The 19,563-nt window shown below is 29.2% G+C and carries 15 protein-coding genes; 12 read left to right on the top strand and 3 right to left on the bottom strand.

Annotation, left to right across the window (positions count from 1 at the left end; translation table 11 throughout):
* Window positions 1–7: 7 nt before the first annotated feature.
* The 12 genes from LPB03_RS12410 (at window position 8) to LPB03_RS12355 (ending at window position 17,289) form a co-directional block, all read left to right on the top strand.
* The gene (locus tag LPB03_RS12410) at window positions 8–2,743 is read left to right on the top strand and encodes a 2-oxoglutarate dehydrogenase E1 component (protein ID WP_065320143.1); all 2,736 of its coding nucleotides are present in this window, start codon (window positions 8–10) and stop codon (window positions 2,741–2,743) included.
* A 186-nt stretch (window positions 2,744–2,929) separates the two neighbouring features.
* A complete protein-coding gene (odhB, locus tag LPB03_RS12405; RefSeq protein ID WP_065319912.1) occupies window positions 2,930–4,153 on the top strand; it encodes a 2-oxoglutarate dehydrogenase complex dihydrolipoyllysine-residue succinyltransferase in 1,224 nt (407 codons plus the stop codon).
* A 235-nt stretch (window positions 4,154–4,388) separates the two neighbouring features.
* On the top strand, window positions 4,389–4,757 hold the full coding sequence (locus LPB03_RS12400) for a DUF2200 domain-containing protein (protein ID WP_065319911.1): 369 nt from the start codon (window positions 4,389–4,391) through the stop codon (window positions 4,755–4,757).
* A 211-nt stretch (window positions 4,758–4,968) separates the two neighbouring features.
* Window positions 4,969–7,716, top strand: a complete 2,748-nt coding sequence (locus LPB03_RS12395; RefSeq protein ID WP_065319910.1) for a T9SS type A sorting domain-containing protein — start codon at window positions 4,969–4,971, stop codon at window positions 7,714–7,716.
* Window positions 7,717–7,902: 186 nt separating this feature from the next.
* The gene (locus LPB03_RS12390; protein ID WP_065319909.1) at window positions 7,903–10,305 is read left to right on the top strand and encodes a helix-turn-helix domain-containing protein; all 2,403 of its coding nucleotides are present in this window, start codon (window positions 7,903–7,905) and stop codon (window positions 10,303–10,305) included.
* Window positions 10,306–10,370: 65 nt separating this feature from the next.
* Window positions 10,371–11,573 carry a molybdopterin molybdotransferase MoeA gene (locus LPB03_RS12385; protein ID WP_065319908.1) on the top strand — a complete coding sequence of 401 codons (1,203 nt, stop codon included), beginning with the start codon at window positions 10,371–10,373 and terminating at the stop codon, window positions 11,571–11,573.
* Entirely contained in the window at window positions 11,573–12,412 is an 840-nt protein-coding gene (moaC, locus tag LPB03_RS17000; RefSeq protein ID WP_437438316.1) for a cyclic pyranopterin monophosphate synthase MoaC, read from the top strand. Before LPB03_RS12385 ends, moaC begins: the two co-directional genes overlap by 1 nt.
* The gene (locus LPB03_RS12375; RefSeq protein WP_065319907.1) at window positions 12,405–13,526 is read left to right on the top strand and encodes an NTP transferase domain-containing protein; all 1,122 of its coding nucleotides are present in this window, start codon (window positions 12,405–12,407) and stop codon (window positions 13,524–13,526) included. Before moaC ends, LPB03_RS12375 begins: the two co-directional genes overlap by 8 nt.
* A complete protein-coding gene (locus tag LPB03_RS12370; protein WP_065319906.1) occupies window positions 13,519–13,953 on the top strand; it encodes a c-type cytochrome in 435 nt (144 codons plus the stop codon). Before LPB03_RS12375 ends, LPB03_RS12370 begins: the two co-directional genes overlap by 8 nt.
* A 1-nt stretch (window position 13,954) precedes the next feature.
* Complete coding sequence (locus tag LPB03_RS12365) at window positions 13,955–15,049, top strand: HesA/MoeB/ThiF family protein (protein WP_065319905.1); 1,095 nt, start codon at window positions 13,955–13,957, stop codon at window positions 15,047–15,049.
* 229 nt (window positions 15,050–15,278) lie between these two features.
* Complete coding sequence (locus tag LPB03_RS16660; RefSeq protein ID WP_139058985.1) at window positions 15,279–15,515, top strand: hypothetical protein; 237 nt, start codon at window positions 15,279–15,281, stop codon at window positions 15,513–15,515.
* Window positions 15,516–15,519: 4 nt separating this feature from the next.
* Complete coding sequence (locus LPB03_RS12355) at window positions 15,520–17,289, top strand: MutS-related protein (protein ID WP_065320141.1); 1,770 nt, start codon at window positions 15,520–15,522, stop codon at window positions 17,287–17,289.
* A 96-nt stretch (window positions 17,290–17,385) separates the two neighbouring features.
* On the opposite strand, the gene LPB03_RS12350 is transcribed toward LPB03_RS12355, so the two are convergent.
* The 3 genes from LPB03_RS12350 to LPB03_RS12340 are packed head-to-tail and all read right to left on the bottom strand — an operon-like array spanning window position 17,386 to window position 19,527.
* Window positions 17,386–18,366 (bottom strand): acyl-ACP desaturase, encoded by a 981-nt coding sequence (locus tag LPB03_RS12350; RefSeq protein WP_065319903.1) that lies wholly within the window; start codon window positions 18,364–18,366, stop codon window positions 17,386–17,388.
* A gap of 6 nt (window positions 18,367–18,372) precedes the next feature.
* A complete protein-coding gene (locus LPB03_RS12345; RefSeq protein ID WP_065319902.1) occupies window positions 18,373–19,101 on the bottom strand; it encodes a lysophospholipid acyltransferase family protein in 729 nt (242 codons plus the stop codon).
* A gap of 3 nt (window positions 19,102–19,104) precedes the next feature.
* On the bottom strand, window positions 19,105–19,527 hold the full coding sequence (locus LPB03_RS12340) for a hypothetical protein (RefSeq protein ID WP_065319901.1): 423 nt from the start codon (window positions 19,525–19,527) through the stop codon (window positions 19,105–19,107).
* Window positions 19,528–19,563 lie beyond the last annotated feature (36 nt).

Here is a 19,563-nt window from a genome sequence, read left to right as displayed (position 1 = left end):
TTTTTATATGGATAAGTTTTCTTTTTTAAATGCAGCACACACAGGCTTTATAGCTGATTTATATGACCAATATTTAATTCACCCAGATTCAGTTGAGCCAAGCTGGCGAAGTTTTTTCCAAGGATATGATTTGGCAAACGAAAATTATTCTTTAAAAGATGAGGAAGTTTCAATTGAAATTCCACAAGAAGTTAAAAAAGAGTTTTTAGTAGCAGATTTAATTAATGGGTACAGAACAAGAGGTCATTTATTTACAAAAACAAATCCTGTTAGAGATAGAAGACAATATCAACCAACTTTAGATTTAGAAACTTTTGGTTTATCTAAAGAAGATTTAAACAGTTATTTTTCTGCAGGAGAAATTCTTGGATTAGGAAAAGTAACTTTATCTCAAATTATAGAGCATCTTAAAACTATTTATTGCGATTCTATTGGAGTTGAGTATATGTATATGCGCAATCCAGAGAAATTAAAATGGTGGCAAAATCGTTTGAATGAGAATGATAATCACCCAAAATACTCAACAGACGCAAAAAAATATATTCTTACAAAATTAAATCAAGCAGTAACTTTCGAGAGTTTTTTACAAACTAAATATGTGGGTCAAAAAAGATTCTCTTTAGAAGGTGGTGAAACGCTAATTCCTGGAATTAGTGTAATGCTAAGAGATGCTGCAGAATTGTATGGGGTTAAAGAATGTGTTTTAGGAATGGCTCACAGAGGTCGTTTAAACACCTTAGTAAACATCTTTAAAAAACCAGTTAGAGATTTATTTAGTGAGTTTGAAGGTAAAGATTTCGAAGATGAAGATATCGATGGTGATGTAAAATATCATTTAGGTTTAACATTGAGTAAAACTTACAGAGATGGAAATGAAATTAAGATGAACTTAGTGCCAAATCCATCGCATTTAGAAACGGTTGCAGCTGTTGCAGAAGGAATTACAAGAGCAAAAATCGACAGAAAATATGATGGAGATTCTAGCAAAATTCTTCCAATAGTTATACATGGTGATGCTGCAATTGCTGGACAAGGAATTGCCTATGAAATTGTTCAAATGGCAAAATTGAACGGTTATAAAACTGGTGGAACAATTCATATTGTTGTAAATAATCAAATTGGTTTTACCACAAATTATTTAGATGCACGTTCAAGTACGTATTGTACAGATGTTGCTAAAGTAACATTATCGCCTGTTTTACATGTAAATGCAGATGATACTGAAGCTGTTTGTCATGCAATGCAAATGGCTTTAGAATTTAGAATGAAATTTGAAACGGATATTTTTATCGATTTATTAGGCTATAGAAAATATGGGCATAATGAAGGTGATGAACCTCGTTTTACACAACCAAAATTATACAAAGCAATTTCTAAACACAAAAATCCAAAAGAAATTTATGCAGCTAAATTGTTAGAAGAACAATCTATAAGTGCTTCTTTTGTTGATGAAATTACAGAAGAATTTAAAGGAATGTTGGAAACAGAATTCGACAATTCTAAAAAAGATAAAAACTCTAAAGTAGAAGAGTTTATGGAATCTACTTGGGAAGGTTTTGAACGCCAAGATCAAGAAGAAATGTTAAAAACTGTCGATACAAAATATACCGAAGATGGTTTAAACAATATTGCAAAAGTAGTATCTACAGTGCCAGAAAATGTAAAATTTGTAAGAAAAGCAGAACGTATTTTACAAGGAAGAGCTAAAATGGCTTTTGAAACGAATCAATTAGATTGGGGAATGGCAGAGAACTTGGCTTATGGTTCTTTAATGGAAGAAGGTTTTAATGTAAGAATCTCTGGACAAGATGTAGAAAGAGGAACATTCTCTCACAGACATGCTATTTTACGTGATGAAGTTACTGAGGAAAGAATAAATTTATTGAACCTAAATCCAAAGTCTAAAGGACAAATGACGATTTATAACTCGTTATTATCTGAATATGCAGTTTTAGGATTCGATTATGGTTATGCAATGGCAAACCCAAATACATTAACAATTTGGGAAGCACAGTTTGGAGATTTTTCAAACGGAGCTCAAATTATGTTCGATCAATATATTTCTGCTGCAGAAGATAAATGGAAAGCACAAAATGGAATTGTAGTTTTATTACCTCATGGTTATGAAGGGCAAGGTTCAGAGCATTCATCTGCAAGAATAGAGCGTTATTTGCAATTATGTGCAGAAGACAATATGTCTGTTGCTAATTGTACAACACCTGCAAATTTCTTTCATTTATTGCGTCGTCAAATGAAGCGCGATTACAGAAAACCTTTAATTGTATTTACACCAAAAAGTTTATTACGTCATCCAAAAGTGGTGAATTCAATTCAGGAATTAGCAACAGGCGAATTCCAAGAGGTAATTGATGATACTTTAAACCCAAAGAATGTAAAGAAAATGGTTTTTTGTATGGGTAAATTCTATTATGATTTATTAGAGGAAAGAGAAAATTTAAACAGAGAAGATATTGCTTTGGTAAGAATTGAGCAATTATTCCCTTTACATAAAGAAAAAATTCAAGCAGTTATTGATAGGTATCCAAATATCGAAGAATATATTTGGGCACAAGAAGAACCAAGAAATATGGGTGCTTGGAGTTATATGTTGCAACGTTTTGAGTTGGTAAAATTAACTGTACGTTCTAGAAAATATTATGCAGTTCCTGCAGCAGGTTCTAGCACAAGATTTAAAAAACGTCATAAAGCAGTTATTGATAGTGTTTTTAATGACAGTGAGTAAACGCGTTAAGGATTGAAACGACATCCTTTTTGCTTTTTTCAAGCTAAAAGATATAGTGGAAAGCCTGTTAAAACGCCCAAAAAAAGAAAATACCTAAAAAGCTTCGTAAGCTTTGCAGGATAAAATAAATTAGAAAATTAAACAATAGATGCTGAAAAAACTTCAGCATTTGCAAAACAAGAAACCATGAGTGTTTTAGAAATGAAAGTTCCTTCTCCAGGAGAATCGATTACAGAAGTAGAAATTGCAACTTGGCTAGTTGAAGATGGAGATTATGTAGAGAAAGATCAACCGATTGCAGAAGTAGATTCTGACAAAGCAACTTTAGAATTGCCTGCAGAAGAAAGTGGAATCATTACATTAAAAGCAGAAGAAGGTGATGCTGTTGCTGTTGGAGCAGTTGTTTGTTTGATAGACACAAGTGCTGCAAAACCTAGTGGAGACGCTTCTGAAAAAGAAGAAAAACCAACTAAAGAAGCACCAACAAAAGAAGAAAAAGTTTCGCCTGCTGTTGAGAAAAAAGAAACATATGCTTCTGGTGTAGCTTCACCAGCTGCAAAAAAGGTTTTAGCAGAAAAAGGAATCGATTCTAAATCTGTAAAAGGAACAGGAAAAGATGGTAGAATTACTAAAGATGATGCTGTAAATGCAGTACCATCTATGGGAACTCAACCAGCAAATGGTTCAAGAAATACAGAGCGCAAAAAAATGTCTATGTTGCGTAGAAAAGTAGCAGAACGTTTAGTAGCTGTTAAAAATGAAACTGCAATGTTAACAACGTTTAACGAAGTAAACATGCAGCCAATTTTCGATTTACGTACACAATATAAAGAGGCTTTTAAATCGAAACACGGAGTTGGTTTAGGATTTATGTCTTTCTTTACATTAGCCGTTGTTAGAGCATTAAAAATGTATCCTGATGTAAATTCTATGATTGATGGAGATTTCCAAATAAAACAAGATTTTCAAGATATTTCTATTGCAGTTTCTGGGCCAAAAGGTTTAATGGTTCCTGTAATTAGAAACGCAGAAAACTTATCTTTTAGAGGCGTTGAAAGCGAAGTAAAACGTTTGGCAATTAGAGCTAGAGATGGGCAAATTACTGTTGATGAAATGACTGGTGGAACATTCACAATTACCAATGGTGGTGTTTTTGGTTCTATGTTATCAACACCAATTATCAACCCTCCTCAAAGTGGAATTTTAGGAATGCATAACATTGTAAACAGACCAATGGCTGTGAATGGTGGTATTGTAATTCAACCAATTATGTATGTGGCACTTTCTTACGATCACAGAATTGTAGATGGTAGAGAATCTGTTGGGTTCTTAGTAGCTGTTAAAGAAGCTTTAGAAAACCCAGTTGAGTTGTTAATGGATAATAATGTAGAAAGAGCATTAGAAATGTAAGCAACAACGTTGCTAGCTAAATATTAAAATCCTGAGCTTTTGCTTAGGATTTTTTATTTGAAGCTATTTCCAGCTTTCCACTATATCTTTTTTCTGAGTTCTCGATACAAATTTGCAAAAAGGCAAATTCACTCGAACTAAGAAAAAAGGATGTCGTTTCAATCTGGGCTAAACTTGTTTGCTGGCTTTGTGATTCGAGAAATTTTGTAAATTGCTATTACAAAATTTAAATAAGATGAAAGTCACCGCCAAAAAAAACGAACAAGTTGCAAATATGATTTTTGCATCTATTTACCCACATTACTTAAATAGGTTAGAAAAAAACGGTAGAACCAAACAAGAGCTTCATCAAGCTATAGAATGGCTTACTGGTTTTAATGAAAAGAAACTACAATCACTTATTGAAGAAAAAGCAACGTTCAGAACATTTTTTGAGAGAGCAAAATTCCATCCGAATGCACATCTTATTAAAGGTGTAGTTTGTGGTTATAGAATTGAAGAAATAGAAAACGAATTTGAAATCTATAAACAATGCAGACAAATGGAAAAACTAATTGACGAATTGGCTAAAGGTAGAAAAATGGAAAAGATTTTACGCTCTTAAGATTTTCACTTGTAAATAACATTAAATCTTATACTTTTAACTGAACATTTTGCTTTTAAAAAGTTTTATTTTAGCAGAGAAACTTCAGCTTTAAAAAAACTATATTTACAGAATAACAGCAACTTAAAAAGTATTATATCACGTTATTTTTACGGGATATGCGTGATAAAAGTTATTATATAACAAGTTACCACACATTTAAACAAAACTCATGAAAAGAAAAATACTACTTACTATCTTCATTATTTCGCAAATTCATTTTTTTTCTCAAGATGTATTAACACCTATTAGAAGTGAATCTTTTGGGTTAAACAAGCATACAAATAGAGATATCTCATATTTTTCAAACGTAGATGCTAATAAAAATACAATTATCGTTGGAACTACAGAAAAAGACTCAACATTTACTGATATAATTACCACTAAAATGGATGAAAATTTCAATTTAGTCTGGCAAAAAAAAATATCTATTCTTACAGATTTATCATACGACATTCCTATAAAATCATTTATCAGCTCTAATAATGAACTTTATATTTTAGGCAGAAGTGCATTTAATGCATCTTATTCTAACGGTTTAATATTTATTGTAAAATATAGTGAAACAGGCGAACTTGTATTTAACGAAACCATAGGTAATATCGATGGTTCAGATTATGTAGATTATAGATATCTAGATGCTCAACTAAATAGCGATGGCACTATGAATCTTGTATATTCCCCTGTTGACAATCAATCATCCCAAGCTAATAGTTTTACTTTTTTAAAAATTAGTAACCAAGGAGATATCTTAGATTCTTTTAGTCTAGACATACCACAAAATGGCATAAAAGGAGTTATTAAAAATGAAAAATATTATTTTTTAATTGCTGAACTAGATATTACTAATTATACAAATTCCTATAAATTTTATAAGATTCAAACCGAAAATAATATCTCAATATCTGAAATTAATAATGCAACTTTTACTAGTTATTATAATAATGCAGTAATCTCAGGACAGGTTACAATGCATATTGATGATAGCGAAAATTGTTATATAACTTGTTACAATACGTCAAATAACGATACTAAAAAAAAAATTAATTTATCTAAAATAGATAATTCTAATACGCTTGTATATTCAAACAACACATCAGATGTTGAAAATTATTTTTTAATAGGTTCTTTCATTAACGAGCAAGATGAAATTACTGTTCTTGCAAACAATCTGAATAAAAATACAATTGACTTTATAAGTGTAGATGAAAATAATCTTTTAGAAGCTACATCCAATACCAATAATTTTTTAGCAACCGGTTTTAAGAAAAATAAAGATAACACATTCTTTATTACAACTAGTAATTCAAACATTCGATTATTTTCTAATGAACATATTGAATTAAAATCATTTAATACATCAAATTCATATGAGTTAATAGATTTTGTGAACATTGATAACCAATCAATAGCTACAATTGGAACTCGTTATAATAAAATGTTTCCTGAGTCCGATTATTTTACCCAACTAGATATTTATTCAGAAAAACTAAATGATACACAAATAGTCAATAATTATTCATTTTCAGGTATTGGGACATCTAAAGCATTTCAGCAAAAAGTAATTATTGATAATGACAATAATTATCTTGTATTAGTAACAGAAAAAATGGGACCAGAATATTTAGGAATAGGAGGTGCTAACCCATATCTTAATAAAAGAATCATTAAATATGATTCCAATTTAAATAAAATTTGGGAAACAGAGGTTCCAGAACACATATTTAACCTAGTAAATCACGGAGGTAGAGATATCGATTTTTTTATTGATGATTCAAATCACCTTTATCTTAATTTACCTAGATCAGGAGATAATTATGGTTTAGGCTACGACTTGTATAAAGTGAATCCAAATGGTGATTTTGATTTTATAAATACAACGTATGTTGCTGATAAATTTCATGTAAATGAAAATTTAATTTTTATGGCTGAAAACTATTTTCTTTATGAGGATGCTAGCATATTGCATATTTTAGACAAAGAAAACGGAAATCTTATGGAAGAAATTAATATAGGTCATGAAGAGTTTTTAGAAATTTTTTCCATTGAGAATGATTATTATTTCTACACATATGAAGAAATTACAAACAATACACCAGATTTTTTATATTTATATAAAAACGGAGTAAAATTATTTACTAGAAATTTATCTAACAATTATGGCATTTATAAATATGAAATTGATGAAGAGGGGACTTTGCTTTTTGCTACAGATTATTCTGGAGAAAGAAAATTAAATAAAATAGATATTAATAATTCTTATAGCTACTATAATACATCTGATGATATTGCAACGTTTAAAACATTCAAAAATGGAAATATTTTCCTTTACCTAGATGATAACAGTACGCTAATATTAGATGAAAATTTAAACTTTATTACTTTGGGTGAAACCATTAATACACACAATCCTTACTTGATGGCTTTAGAAAATTATATGCTATTGGGAACTAGTTTTGAAAATAGTGTTAGAATAATAAATCAAAAGGGTGAAATTATTGATTATTTTAAAACAAAAGGTTTTTTACACAATTGGTATTCAAAATTGGATAATCAAGGAAATTTAATAATGGTTGGCCAATTTGGAGATAGAATCTATACGTTTAACGAATATAGTTGGTTTAGAGGTTTTATTCACAACTATGGAACCTTAAATAACATTCTAAGTGTCGACGATATTACTATTGATAATATTGAAGACGATTTCACCCTATATCCAAATCCAACTTCAGATATTTTAAATATAAATATACAGAATCACAATATTGAAAAAATTATTCTCTATGACATATCAGGTAAAAAATTGAAAGTATTTGACAAAAGTTCTATAGACTTAATGGAATTTAAAACAGGATTATACATCATAAAAATCCATACTGAAACGAGAAAAGTTCTAACTTCAAAAGTTATTAAAATTTAATTTATTCAAAATAAAAATGTGTGGTAACATCCGAATATAACAAATAAAAATAAGCTCATTTTTTAAATTATATAAATTCCACTTTTTTAAAACTTCTTTATGGGATCCATTCAAGAAAATAGCGTTTTACCATAACTACTTTGTTAAAATAATTTTTAATTATTTACCTTGCATCAAAAAGTAAAAATGCCAAGAAATCCTGAATTAGAACTTGCCCTAAACTTTATCGAAAAAACCGATAGAAATTTATTTATCACAGGAAAAGCAGGTACAGGAAAAACAACTTTTTTACATCAAATTAAAAACGAATCTTTAAAAAGAATGGTTATTGTTGCTCCAACAGGAGTTGCAGCCATTAATGCAAAGGGTGTTACAATTCACTCTTTTTTTCAAATGCCTTTTTGCCCAATTTTACCAAATCAGCCACCAAATAGCCAGCAAAGACGTTTTTCTAAAACGAAGATCGATATCATAAAATCGTTAGATTTAGTAATTATTGATGAAATCTCTATGGTTAGAGCAGATTTGTTAGATGGAATTGACCAAGTGATGCGTCGTTATAAAAACCGAAATAAAGTTTTTGGTGGCGCACAAATTTTAATGATTGGAGATTTACAACAATTAGCCCCAGTTGTAAGACCAAATGAATGGAGTTTGTTACAACCTCATTATGAAACTGTCTATTTTTTTAGCTCAAAAGCCTTTCAAGAAGCCAATGTAGTTTCTATTGAATTGAAACATATTTATCGTCAGAAAAACGAAGATTTTATCAAAATTTTAAATGAAGTTAGAACAGATACTTTATCTAACGAATCTGCAGATACTTTAAACAGAAATTACAATCCGTCTTTTTCGCCAAGTAAAGAGGAAGGTTTTATTACCTTAACAACTCATAATAACAGAGCAAATTTAATTAACAATTCTGAGCTGAATAAACTGAAAGATAAAAGTGCTTTCTTTAAAGCTGAAATTTCTGGAAAGTTTAATGAAAACTCGTTTCCTAATGATGAAAAATTAGAGTTGAAATTAGGTGCACAAGTAATGTTCATCAAAAATGATTCATCACAAGAAAAAAGATATTTTAACGGAAAAATAGGAATTATTACAAAAATTTCTAAAGATGCTGTTACTGTAAAATGTCCAAATGATGCAGATGAAATTGTAACAGAAAGAGAAACATGGTCTAATATTAATTATTCCATAAATGATGAAACAAAAGCAATTAAAGAAGAGTTAATTGGTTCTTTTACACAAATTCCTTTACGTTTGGCTTGGGCAATTACCATTCATAAAAGTCAAGGTTTAACATTCGAAAAAGCAATTATAGATGCAGAAGCTTCCTTTGCTCATGGACAAACGTATGTAGCTTTAAGTAGATGTACTTCTTTAGAGGGTTTGGTGTTAAAAACCAAAATTACAAGCAATGCTATTATCAACGATAAAACTGTTAGTATTTTTAATGAAAATGTAGCCGAAAATCATCCTGATGAATCGATTTTAAACGAATCCGAAAAACATTTTCAATTAAATTTAATTATAGAATTGTTAGATTATCAGCCATTTTTATATCCTATAACACGTTTAATTGATATTTATTACAGAAATCAAACCAGTATAAAAGGTGATGTTATTAATCATTTACAAACCATAAAAGATGATGGAGTTGTGGCTTTAATGAAAGTTTCTAACGGATTTAAAAATCAACTTTTACAAATTTCTAAAGCTAATATTTTGCCAGAAAATAGTTCTCAAATTCAAGAACGTTTTACAAAAGCGATTGATTATTTTTTAAATCAAACTAAAAATAATATTGAAAAACCTTTGGATGCAATTCAGTTTTCGACTGATAACAAAGCTGTAAAAGCAGATTTTTCAAAACAGTTTGATTCGCTTCAAGAAAAATTAGAAGAAAAGTTATTTGCCTTACAAAAAATGACAAATGGATTTAAAACCAAAGATTATTTAGAGGTTAGAGCAAAGTCAGTTTTACAAAAGACGGAACCTAAAAAGAAGAAAAAAGTAGCTTCTAAACGTGATCCTATTTTGGCTTTAAAATTGCGAGAATTAAGAGATAGCATTCGAATTGCAGAAAACATTGCTGCTTTTCAAATATTTACACAAGAATCTTTATACGCTATGTGTGACGAATTGCCAAGAACAGAAAAAGAACTGTTGGCGATTGTTGGAATGGGAAAAACCAGAGTTGCCAAATATGGTGATGAAATTTTGGAAGCCATTAACGAATATTGCACAAAAAACGGAATTAATAAATTTAACGAGCAGAAAAAAGAGGATAAAAAATCGACCAAACAAATTACGTTTGAGTTATTTAAATCTGGTTTATCCATCAAAGAAGTTGCCAAAGAAAGAAGTTTAACTGCTGGAACTATTGAAAATCATTTAGCGAGTTTTATTCCTTCAGGAGAAATTGATGTTTTAGAATTGATGGATTTAAAACGCTACAAAAAGATTAGAAACGAAATAGAAGAAGTTGGCGATACAAAAGGGTTAACAGCATTAAAAGAAAAAGTAGATGCTAGTTTCACCTATATGGAATTGAAAATGGTTTTGATGTCTATGGAACTTTAGGTATAAAATTTACATTTTTTCAATTACACAATTACACATTTCAACGATTACACATTTTATAAACAATGATTTCAGTAGAAAACGCTTTACAGTTAGTTTTAAAGGCAACACAAGATTTTGGGGTTGAAAAAATTCCATTTATAAAATCTGTTGGTAGAATTTTAAAAGAAGAAATTGTTGCAGATAGAGATTTCCCTCCTTTTAATAGAGTTGCTATGGATGGAATTGCCATTGATTATTATGAATTCAGTTCTCGACTGCGCTCGAACAGACAATTGAGTTTTAAAATAGAAGGAATTCAAGCTGCAGGAAGTGAACAAATTACACTCAAAAACAATCAAAATTGTATTGAAGTGATGACAGGTGCAGTGTTGCCAAACAACGCAAATACTGTTATAAGATATGAAGATGTAATAATCGAAAATGGAGTTGCTACCATCAATATTGATAAAATTAATGAGGACCAAAATGTGCATCATAAAGGAAAAGATGGAAAAGTTGGTGATGTGTTAATTGCTGAAAACATGAAGATATCAGCAGCAGAAGTTGGAGTTTTAGCAACTGTTGGAAAATCGTTTGTAAAAGTTGCAAAACAACCTAAAATAATGATTATTTCTACAGGTGATGAATTAGTTGGCGTAGACGAAATTCCTTTGGAACATCAAATAAGAAGAAGTAATGTTTTTACGCTGGTTTCTTTGTTAGAAAGATTGAATATCTCTTCAGAAACTGCTCATATTACAGATGATAAACCTATTTTAAAATCGAAAATAAAAAACTATTTACAAGATTATGATGTGTTGCTTTTTAGTGGCGCAGTTAGCAAAGGAAAATTCGATTTTTTACCAGAAGTTTTTGATGAATTAGGTGTAGAAAAACTATTCCATAAAGTTGCTCAAAGACCAGGAAAACCTTTTTGGTTTGGACAAACTGAAAACTGCAAATTATTTGCATTTCCAGGAAACCCAATTTCGACATTTGTAAATTGTTTGGCGTACTTTTATCCTTGGTATTACAAATCAGTAAATTTAAAAGTTGAACAAGAAACTGCAATTTTAGCCGAAAACGTCACTTTTAAACCTGATTTGGTTTATTTTTTACAAGTAAAATTAAGCTGTAAAAATGGAAATTTAATTGCAACTCCAATTCAAGGAAATGGTTCTGGAGATTTAGCAAGTTTGGTACATGCAGATGCGTTTATTCAATTGCCAAGTCATAAAAGTGAGTTTAAAAGTGGAGAGGTTTATCCAATAATAAGATTTAAATAATGCAAAAAGTAATTTTCGAGAATTCAAAAAATGGTAAGTTAGAGTTTCATCAAAGAGGTGTTTATCAAACTCTTAAGGATTTAGGTTTTAGGTATGCAAAAATTAAAAATAAAGCTTATTATTTAAAAAAAGAAAATGGTTTTTATACTGACTTTGGTTTTTTGAATACAACACATGCTTTTCTATCTTTTTTAGGATCAAACTTTTCAACATTCAAATTATCAGAAAAATATAAACTAGAAGATGTTGAAGAAGCATTTTATTCAGAAAGACCTGTAAAAAAATCAAGTTTTTTTAGAGAATTTTTGAAACCAGAAATAGAAGTGTTAGAATCCGATATTAAAGAATTTAATCCTTACAATACTAATATGTTTTCACACTTAAACTCCAAAAACAATCCTAAAATGGTTAACGTTTCTGACAAGAAAATTACCAAAAGAACAGCCATTGCAAAAGCAACGATGTTTTTAGGAAAAGAAGTGATTTCTCATTTTACGAGTGATGAGTTAATCACCAAAAAAGGCCCTGTTTTTCAAACAGCTATAATTGCAGGAATTCAAGGCGTAAAAAAAACATCAGAATTGATTCCTATGTGTCATCCATTATTGATTAATGGAGTAGATATTGATATTAATATTATCGATTTAGAAAACATAGAAGTCTTTTGCGAAGTAACTATCGAAGGAAAAACAGGCGTAGAAATGGAAGCATTAACTGGCGCAAATATTACCTGTTTAGCTATTTATGATATGTGCAAAAGTATCAGTCAGCAAATGGTAATTAAAGAAGTGAAATTAGTAGAAAAAACGGGAGGAAAATCGGATATAAAAAATGGCTAAACATAGCAAACATACAAACCTAGAAAGAAGAGATAATGATAATTTTGCACCAAATGAAATTGCAATTTTAGGCACAAATTGTAACATTATAGCTGATTTAGTGCGTCAAGTTTCTCAAAAATTATCAAACTACAAGTTGGCGTATTTTGATGCTTCTCACGCAAAATCTCTCGACTACGCTCGAGATGACAATTATAGTTTATCAGAATATGTTTTTCATCATGAAGGAAATTTACAAATTACGACTTCAGGAAACGTAAACAAATTTCAGCAACGTTTGGATTTTGCACAATTTGATTATGTTTTTATCAACGGAAATCATTATGAAGGTTCAAAACAAATTTTAGTTTTAGATGAAGCAAAAGAAGCTTCAGTTTTAAAAAGATTAGAACAATTAAATAGAGTTCAGTTTATCATCAAACTAAAAAAAGATACCGAATTTTTTGATTTTTTGGTTGAGAAATATCCAAATATAAAAAACAAGCTTTGCTATACAATTGATGAAGTTGATAAAATTGCAGATCACATCAATAACTTGATTCAAGAAAAAATTGCGCCTGTAAAAGGGTTGGTTTTGGTTGGTGGAAAAAGTACAAGAATGGGAACAGATAAAGCTGAGCTTAACTATTTTGGAAAACCACAAAAAGAATTTGCAAAAGAATTACTAGAGCGTAACAATTTAGAAACGTTTTATTCTGTTCAAAATTCATCAGAAATTGAAAATGAAATTCACGATAAATTTCTGAATTTAGGACCTTTTGGAGGCATTTGTTCTGCGTTTCAAAAAGACCCAAATTCGGCTTGGCTTGTATTAGCAACAGATGTTCCTTTTGTAAATGAAGAAGTTATTGAATTGCTGTTAAAACATAGAAATCCAAGTAAAGCTGCAACAGCAATTAAAGGAAAAAGCAAGGAATTTGTAGAGCCTTTAATAACCATTTACGAGCCAAAAGCATATCCTATTTTGTTACAATATTTAGCTCAAGGCTACTCTTGTCCACGTAAAATGTTAATTAATTCGGATGTTGAAATTGTAGAAATTGAAGATGATTTTATCAGAAATATAAATACTCCAGAAGAGTTTAAGGTTGCTAAAAAGGAGATAAATGAGTAATAGAAACCAAATAGTATTATCTTTTATTGTGGTTTTTTTAATCATTCTATCTATATCTGTATTTTATAGTAATTCTTTCCAAGAAGAAATTGGAGTTTGTGGAACACCAGATTACATTACTTATAATGGTAAAATTTTGAATGAGAATCAAACAGAAGGAAGAAAGTTATTTAAAAGTTTATGCGCATCTTGTCATAAAATTGATAGAAGATTGGTTGGACCAGCTTTGGCAAATGAAAATTTAACATTTGATTACTTTTATCAATATTCAATTAACGAAAAGAAGCTTTTAGACTCTTTGAATATCCAAGCTTTGGAAACTACCAAAAGTTATGTTAGTTTTTCTTATGAACATACTTTTAATCAACTTAAAAAAGAGAATGTAAAAATGATTTATGATTATGTAAATATGGCTTATTTAGATTAATATGAAACCCACAAAAAATCAACTTTTTAAACGTCAAATCACTTTATCAGAAATTGGTGAAGTTGGGCAACAAAAACTACAAAACGCTGCTGTTTTAGTGGTTGGTTGTGGTGGTTTAGGAAGTCCGATTGCTGTTTATTTAGCTGCAAGTGGTATTGGAAAAATCCATTTGGTAGATTTTGACACCATTGATATAACCAATTTACACAGACAAGTTTTCTTTTCTTTAGAAGATGTTGGTCAATCAAAAGCAGCAGTTTTATCAGAATTTATAAAAAAAAGAGCACCTTTTACAGAAGTTAATTTTACGAACAAACCAATTACAAAAGACAATGTTTTTGAATTGATAGAAAACGTTGATATTATTGTAGATGGAACAGATTCCTTACCAACAAAATACTTGTTAAATGATGCTTGTGTCATCAAAAAGAAACCACTTGTTTATGGTTCTTTATATAAGTTTGATGGTTATGTTGCTACTTTTAATGTGTTGCAAAAAGAGGGAAGTTATTCCACTAATTTAAGAGATGCTTTTCCGAAAATGGCAACAGATATTCCTAATTGTGAAGAAGCAGGAACTTTAAATTCCATTGTTGGGTTGATTGCCAAACAACAAGTTAATGAGGTTTTAAAACTAGTTACTGGAATTGGAAAACCTTTAACAAATGAATTATTAATTTATAATTCCCTCCAAAACACGCAACTAAAAATGAAGTTAAAACCAACCGTTTTAAAAGATAAAATTGCTAAAATTTTTAAAACACAAACGTATGTTAACGCAATTTGTAATACTCAAAATGAAGATTGGCAAATATCTGCATCAGCATTAAAAGAAAAATTATCAGACATAAAAACTTCTAAAGATCTTGAAATTATTGCTGTTTTAAACAATTTAAAATTGCCTTTTGAAGTGAATCAAACCATCCATATTAATAAATTTGATGCTGAAAAAATCAAAATAGATGAAACTAAAACCTATATTATGGTTTGCCAAAGAGGTTTGAATAGTTACAGAGCTACAGAGAGGTTAAAAAAGAAATATCCAAATTTAAAAGTCTTAAATTTGACAGGTGGAATTTCATCTTATGGAGACTAAGAATGTAATTATATTTTTTGGTAAAAAATCTATTTTGAATAGGATAATAGCTTCTATATTTTATTCTCTATTTGTTTTTTTACTTTATAAATTTTTTATTTCAGACATTTCTTTTTTTGAGTTAAAATCACATAAGAAACAACGAAGTATTGTATTTGGTATTTTGATTCCTTTAATTATTGCTATTAAGTTTTCTATTTCTGCTTCCCACCATTTCAATTTTGAAGAAATGAAATATCGAACCTTTTATTTTATTGGTCCTTTTGGTTACGGATTCTGGAAAAATTTTAAAAAATTAGATAGAGTTTCTACTTTTTTAAATCAGAGAGATGAATGTGAAGTAAATATTTGGGATGTTAGAAAGAATAAATACAAAATTGCAGCATTTGATGAAATTGATAATGCAGTTATTTATGGAAGAGATTTAGCAACACAACTAAATGTTAAATTTAAAGAACGAAAATAAGTACATGACGAATCCTTTAGAGTTTTATAAGCAACAAAAAATTGAATCAGAAAAGGAATCTTTTAAATTGAAAAAGAAATTAATCAATTTAGGAATTTTCAGGTTTGCTGTTTTTTTAGTTACCTGCTTTTTAGTTTACCTAACTTTTGGGAATTATCCAGATGTTTTTATCGTTGCTTTTTTAGGTATTTTATTGTTTTCTTTTTTGGTGACAAAATTCATCAACTTAAAAAGAGAAAAAGCAATTGTTGATGCAAAAATAGCCATTCATAAAACAGAAATTAAAGTTTTAAATCGTGATTTTCATCATTTAGAAGATGGAACAGAGTTTGTAAATCCTGCTCATTTTTACAGTAATGATATTGATTTATTTGGTATTGGTTCGTTCTTCCAGTATATAAATAGAACTTCTACTATCGATGGAAAAGCTGCTTTAGCAAACGTTTTTACTGAAAATAAAACAGATGGAATTTTTGAAAAACAACATGCAATTAACGAACTTTCTAAAAACGTAAAATGGCGTCAACATTTTTCTGCTTTGGCAAATTTAGTGACTGTAAAAAATAAAACAGCATTTATATCAGAGTGGATTATTAATTACAAATCTGTTTTTCCTAAATTTTTATCAACCTTACAAATTGCGTTTTCAATTATTTCCATAACTTTAATTGGCTTGGTTTCCTTTGGACTTATTTCTTTTAATTATATAATGATTTGGTTTTTTATTGGACTATTTATTACAGGTAGATTTTTGAAAAAGACAAATAATTTATACGCAGAAACAGATAAAATTAGAGATACTTTTAAACAATATCATCAATTGTTAAATGAAATTGAAACCGAAAATTTTACTGCTAAAAATTTAGTTCAGCATCAAAAAATAATTCAATCAGAAAATAAAAAAGCGTCTGTAATTTTTAAAGAATTTTCTAAAATTTTAGATGCTTTTGATCAACGAAGTAATATTATTATTTCGGTTTTAGGAAATGGTTTATTTCTCTTAGAAATTTACAACGCACGTAAAGTTGAAAAATGGATTGAAAACTATAAAAATACTGTAGAAAAGTGGTTTGAAGTAGTTGCTTATTTTGATGCCCAAAACTCATTAGCAAACTTTAAATTTAATCATCCAAAATTTATTTTCCCAGAAATTTCAAAAGAAAAAGAAGTTATAAAATCAACCAATTTAGGGCATCCTTTATTAAAAGTTAATAAAAGAGTCGATAATGATTTTATAATTGATGATGAGCAGTTTTTTATTGTAACTGGAGCAAATATGGCTGGAAAAAGTACGTTTTTAAGAACGGTTTCTTTATCTATTGTAATGGCAAATTGTGGTTTGCCAGTTTGTGCAGAAAGTTTTACATATTCGCCTATAAAACTAATTACAAGTATGCGAACTACAGATTCTTTAACAGAAGATGAGTCGTATTTTTATTCTGAATTAAAACGCTTAAAATTTATTGTTGATGAGATAAAAGACAATCATTATTTTATCATTTTAGATGAAATTTTAAAAGGGACAAACAGCAAAGACAAAGCCATTGGTTCTTTAAAATTTGTGGAAAAACTCACAAAATCGAAATCTACAGGAATTATTGCCACACATGATGTGAGCTTGTGCGAATTAGAAAATGAGTTTCCGACAATTAAAAACTATTATTTTGATGCAGAAATTATCAACAACGAATTGCATTTCGATTATACTTTAAAAAACGGAATTTGTAAAAACATGAATGCTTCTTTTTTATTGCAGAAAATGGAGATTGTTTAGAGTTATCTAAAATAAAAAGTTCCTAATTATTCAAAGATTTTGAATAATTAGGAACTTTTTTATGACTAGTTATTGTAGTATTATTTCTAAACTAAATTACGCAGGTAACATCCATTTGAACTGAAATTGTGTATCAGGAACTTTAATCCTTTCTGTAATTCTATACATTCTGTCTGGTAATTTCATTAAATAATCTCTTGCTTTTTCAGCTTCTGGTGTAAGATTTGTAATTTTATCTATTTCCCAAGTTTCTGTCAATTTCTTTAAAATATCAACATAATCAAAACCTGTATAAACACCCAATCTTTGTGCTACTGTAGAAAAATCATCAAACAAACTTCCTTTTTCTCCAAAAGATTCTCTTAAATGCATGGCTGGCATCACAATTTTATGCTTCATCATGTGTTGAAAAGCTAGCATCATTTCACTACCATCAATCTTAAAAATTTCTTTTACAAAATGTGCATATGCTTGGTGATGACGCATTTCATCTCCAGCAATAATTTTAGACATTTTAGCCAAAGCTTTGTGTCCTTTTTTACGCGCTATTTTTGCTACATTATTATGAGAAACATAGGTTGCCAATTCTTGGAAACTTGTATACACAAAGTTTTTATATGGATCTGTTGATGTACCAATATCAAAACCATCTGCAATTAAGTGTTGGGTAGAAATTTCTACTTCACGCATATTTACACGTCCAGATAAATACAAATATTTGTTTAAAACATCTCCATGTCTGTTTTCTTCAGCTGTCCAAGTTCTAACCCATTTTGCCCAGCTATTATCAGGATCTTGACAAACACCATCTAAATCTAACAACCAAGATTCGTAGGTTGGTAAAGCTTCTTCTGTGATTGTATCACCAACTAAAACTACCCAAAAATCGTCATGTAGTTCTTTAGACAGTTCTCTAATTTCTTCTACTTCAGTAATAAATGAATCTTTTTGAGAGTTAGGCAAAAAATCGGTTGGTTGCCATATTTTTTCTGCAGGAATTAAATAGGTATCCATAAAGTGTTGCATCCTCTTTTCTAGAGTCAGCATTACTTCTTTTCTTATATTTTTTATAGACATAATTTTCTATTTTATATGTTCTTTAATAATTGTTTCTGTTTTGGCTAATAGCTCATTAAATGGTATTGAATCTATCTTTATAGGTTCATGTGTGGTAATTGTAATTGGGCTTCCAATACCTAATGGGAATTTACCATATTTAAATACTTTCCAAGAGTTATTAATTGTTAAAGGTACAACATAACCATCTTGGTTGAATTTAGTTATTATTTTTAAACCATTTGCAGCAAATTTTTTGGGTTCTCCTGTTCTACTTCTTGTTCCTTCAGGAAAAATTGCTGCTCCCCACTTATTTTTATTTATCCTTTTAGAAAACTCTATCAATTCTCCAATAGCTTGTTTCGGATCTTTTCTGTTGATAAGTGCTGCTCCACCTTTTTTTAAATTATAAGAAATACTTGGTATTCCTTTACCTAATTCAATTTTTGACACAAATTTTGGATTGTGCTTTCTAAAATACCAACCAATTGGAGGAATATCGAAAGTAGCTTGATGATTTGACACAAAAATTAAAGAGCAGTTTTCTGGTAATTTATGTTTATTTATTAGCTTTACATTAACACCAATAAGTAACATAGACCTCATTAAACATAAATTTAATACTGCTACTACTTTTGCATGTCCTTTAATACCAAATAAATTAAATGCCAACCATTGAAATGGATGAAAAATAACCAATAGTAATACAAATACCAATATAAATATTGGTGAAAGGAAATAGCTTAATATTTTCATATTTTAAAACCAATTATTCCAAGGGATTCTTGATAAAATAACCAACAATCCTAATCCGTAAAATATTGCAAACATTTTAAATTTTGCAGTATCTGTTGTTTTCTTTTTATGTTTAGACCAACCAATAGTTATTAAAACAATAGCAATAATCATCATTAAAGGATGTTCGACTGCTAATAACCGAACTTCTTTGGTCTTCATAACTGTTGCAGTATCTGAAATTAATAAATCAAACCAAGGAGACATAAAGTACCAAACAAAGCCTATTAATAATTGAATATGCGTTGCTATTAATGCAAATAAACCGATTCTTAAATCTTTATCTGTAAATTGTTTTTTTTGTGTTAAACCGATTATTGCATTTGTTACTGCAAAAATTAGAATTAAAAGGACTAAATATGCCCAATATGAGTGTACTTCTTTCATAATATTGATTGAGTTTTTGCTTTAAACAAAGTTACT

It is taken from the genome of Polaribacter vadi (assembly GCF_001761365.1).
Lineage (GTDB): Bacteria > Bacteroidota > Bacteroidia > Flavobacteriales > Flavobacteriaceae > Polaribacter > Polaribacter vadi.
This window is presented reverse-complemented; position numbering and strand designations above follow the sequence as displayed.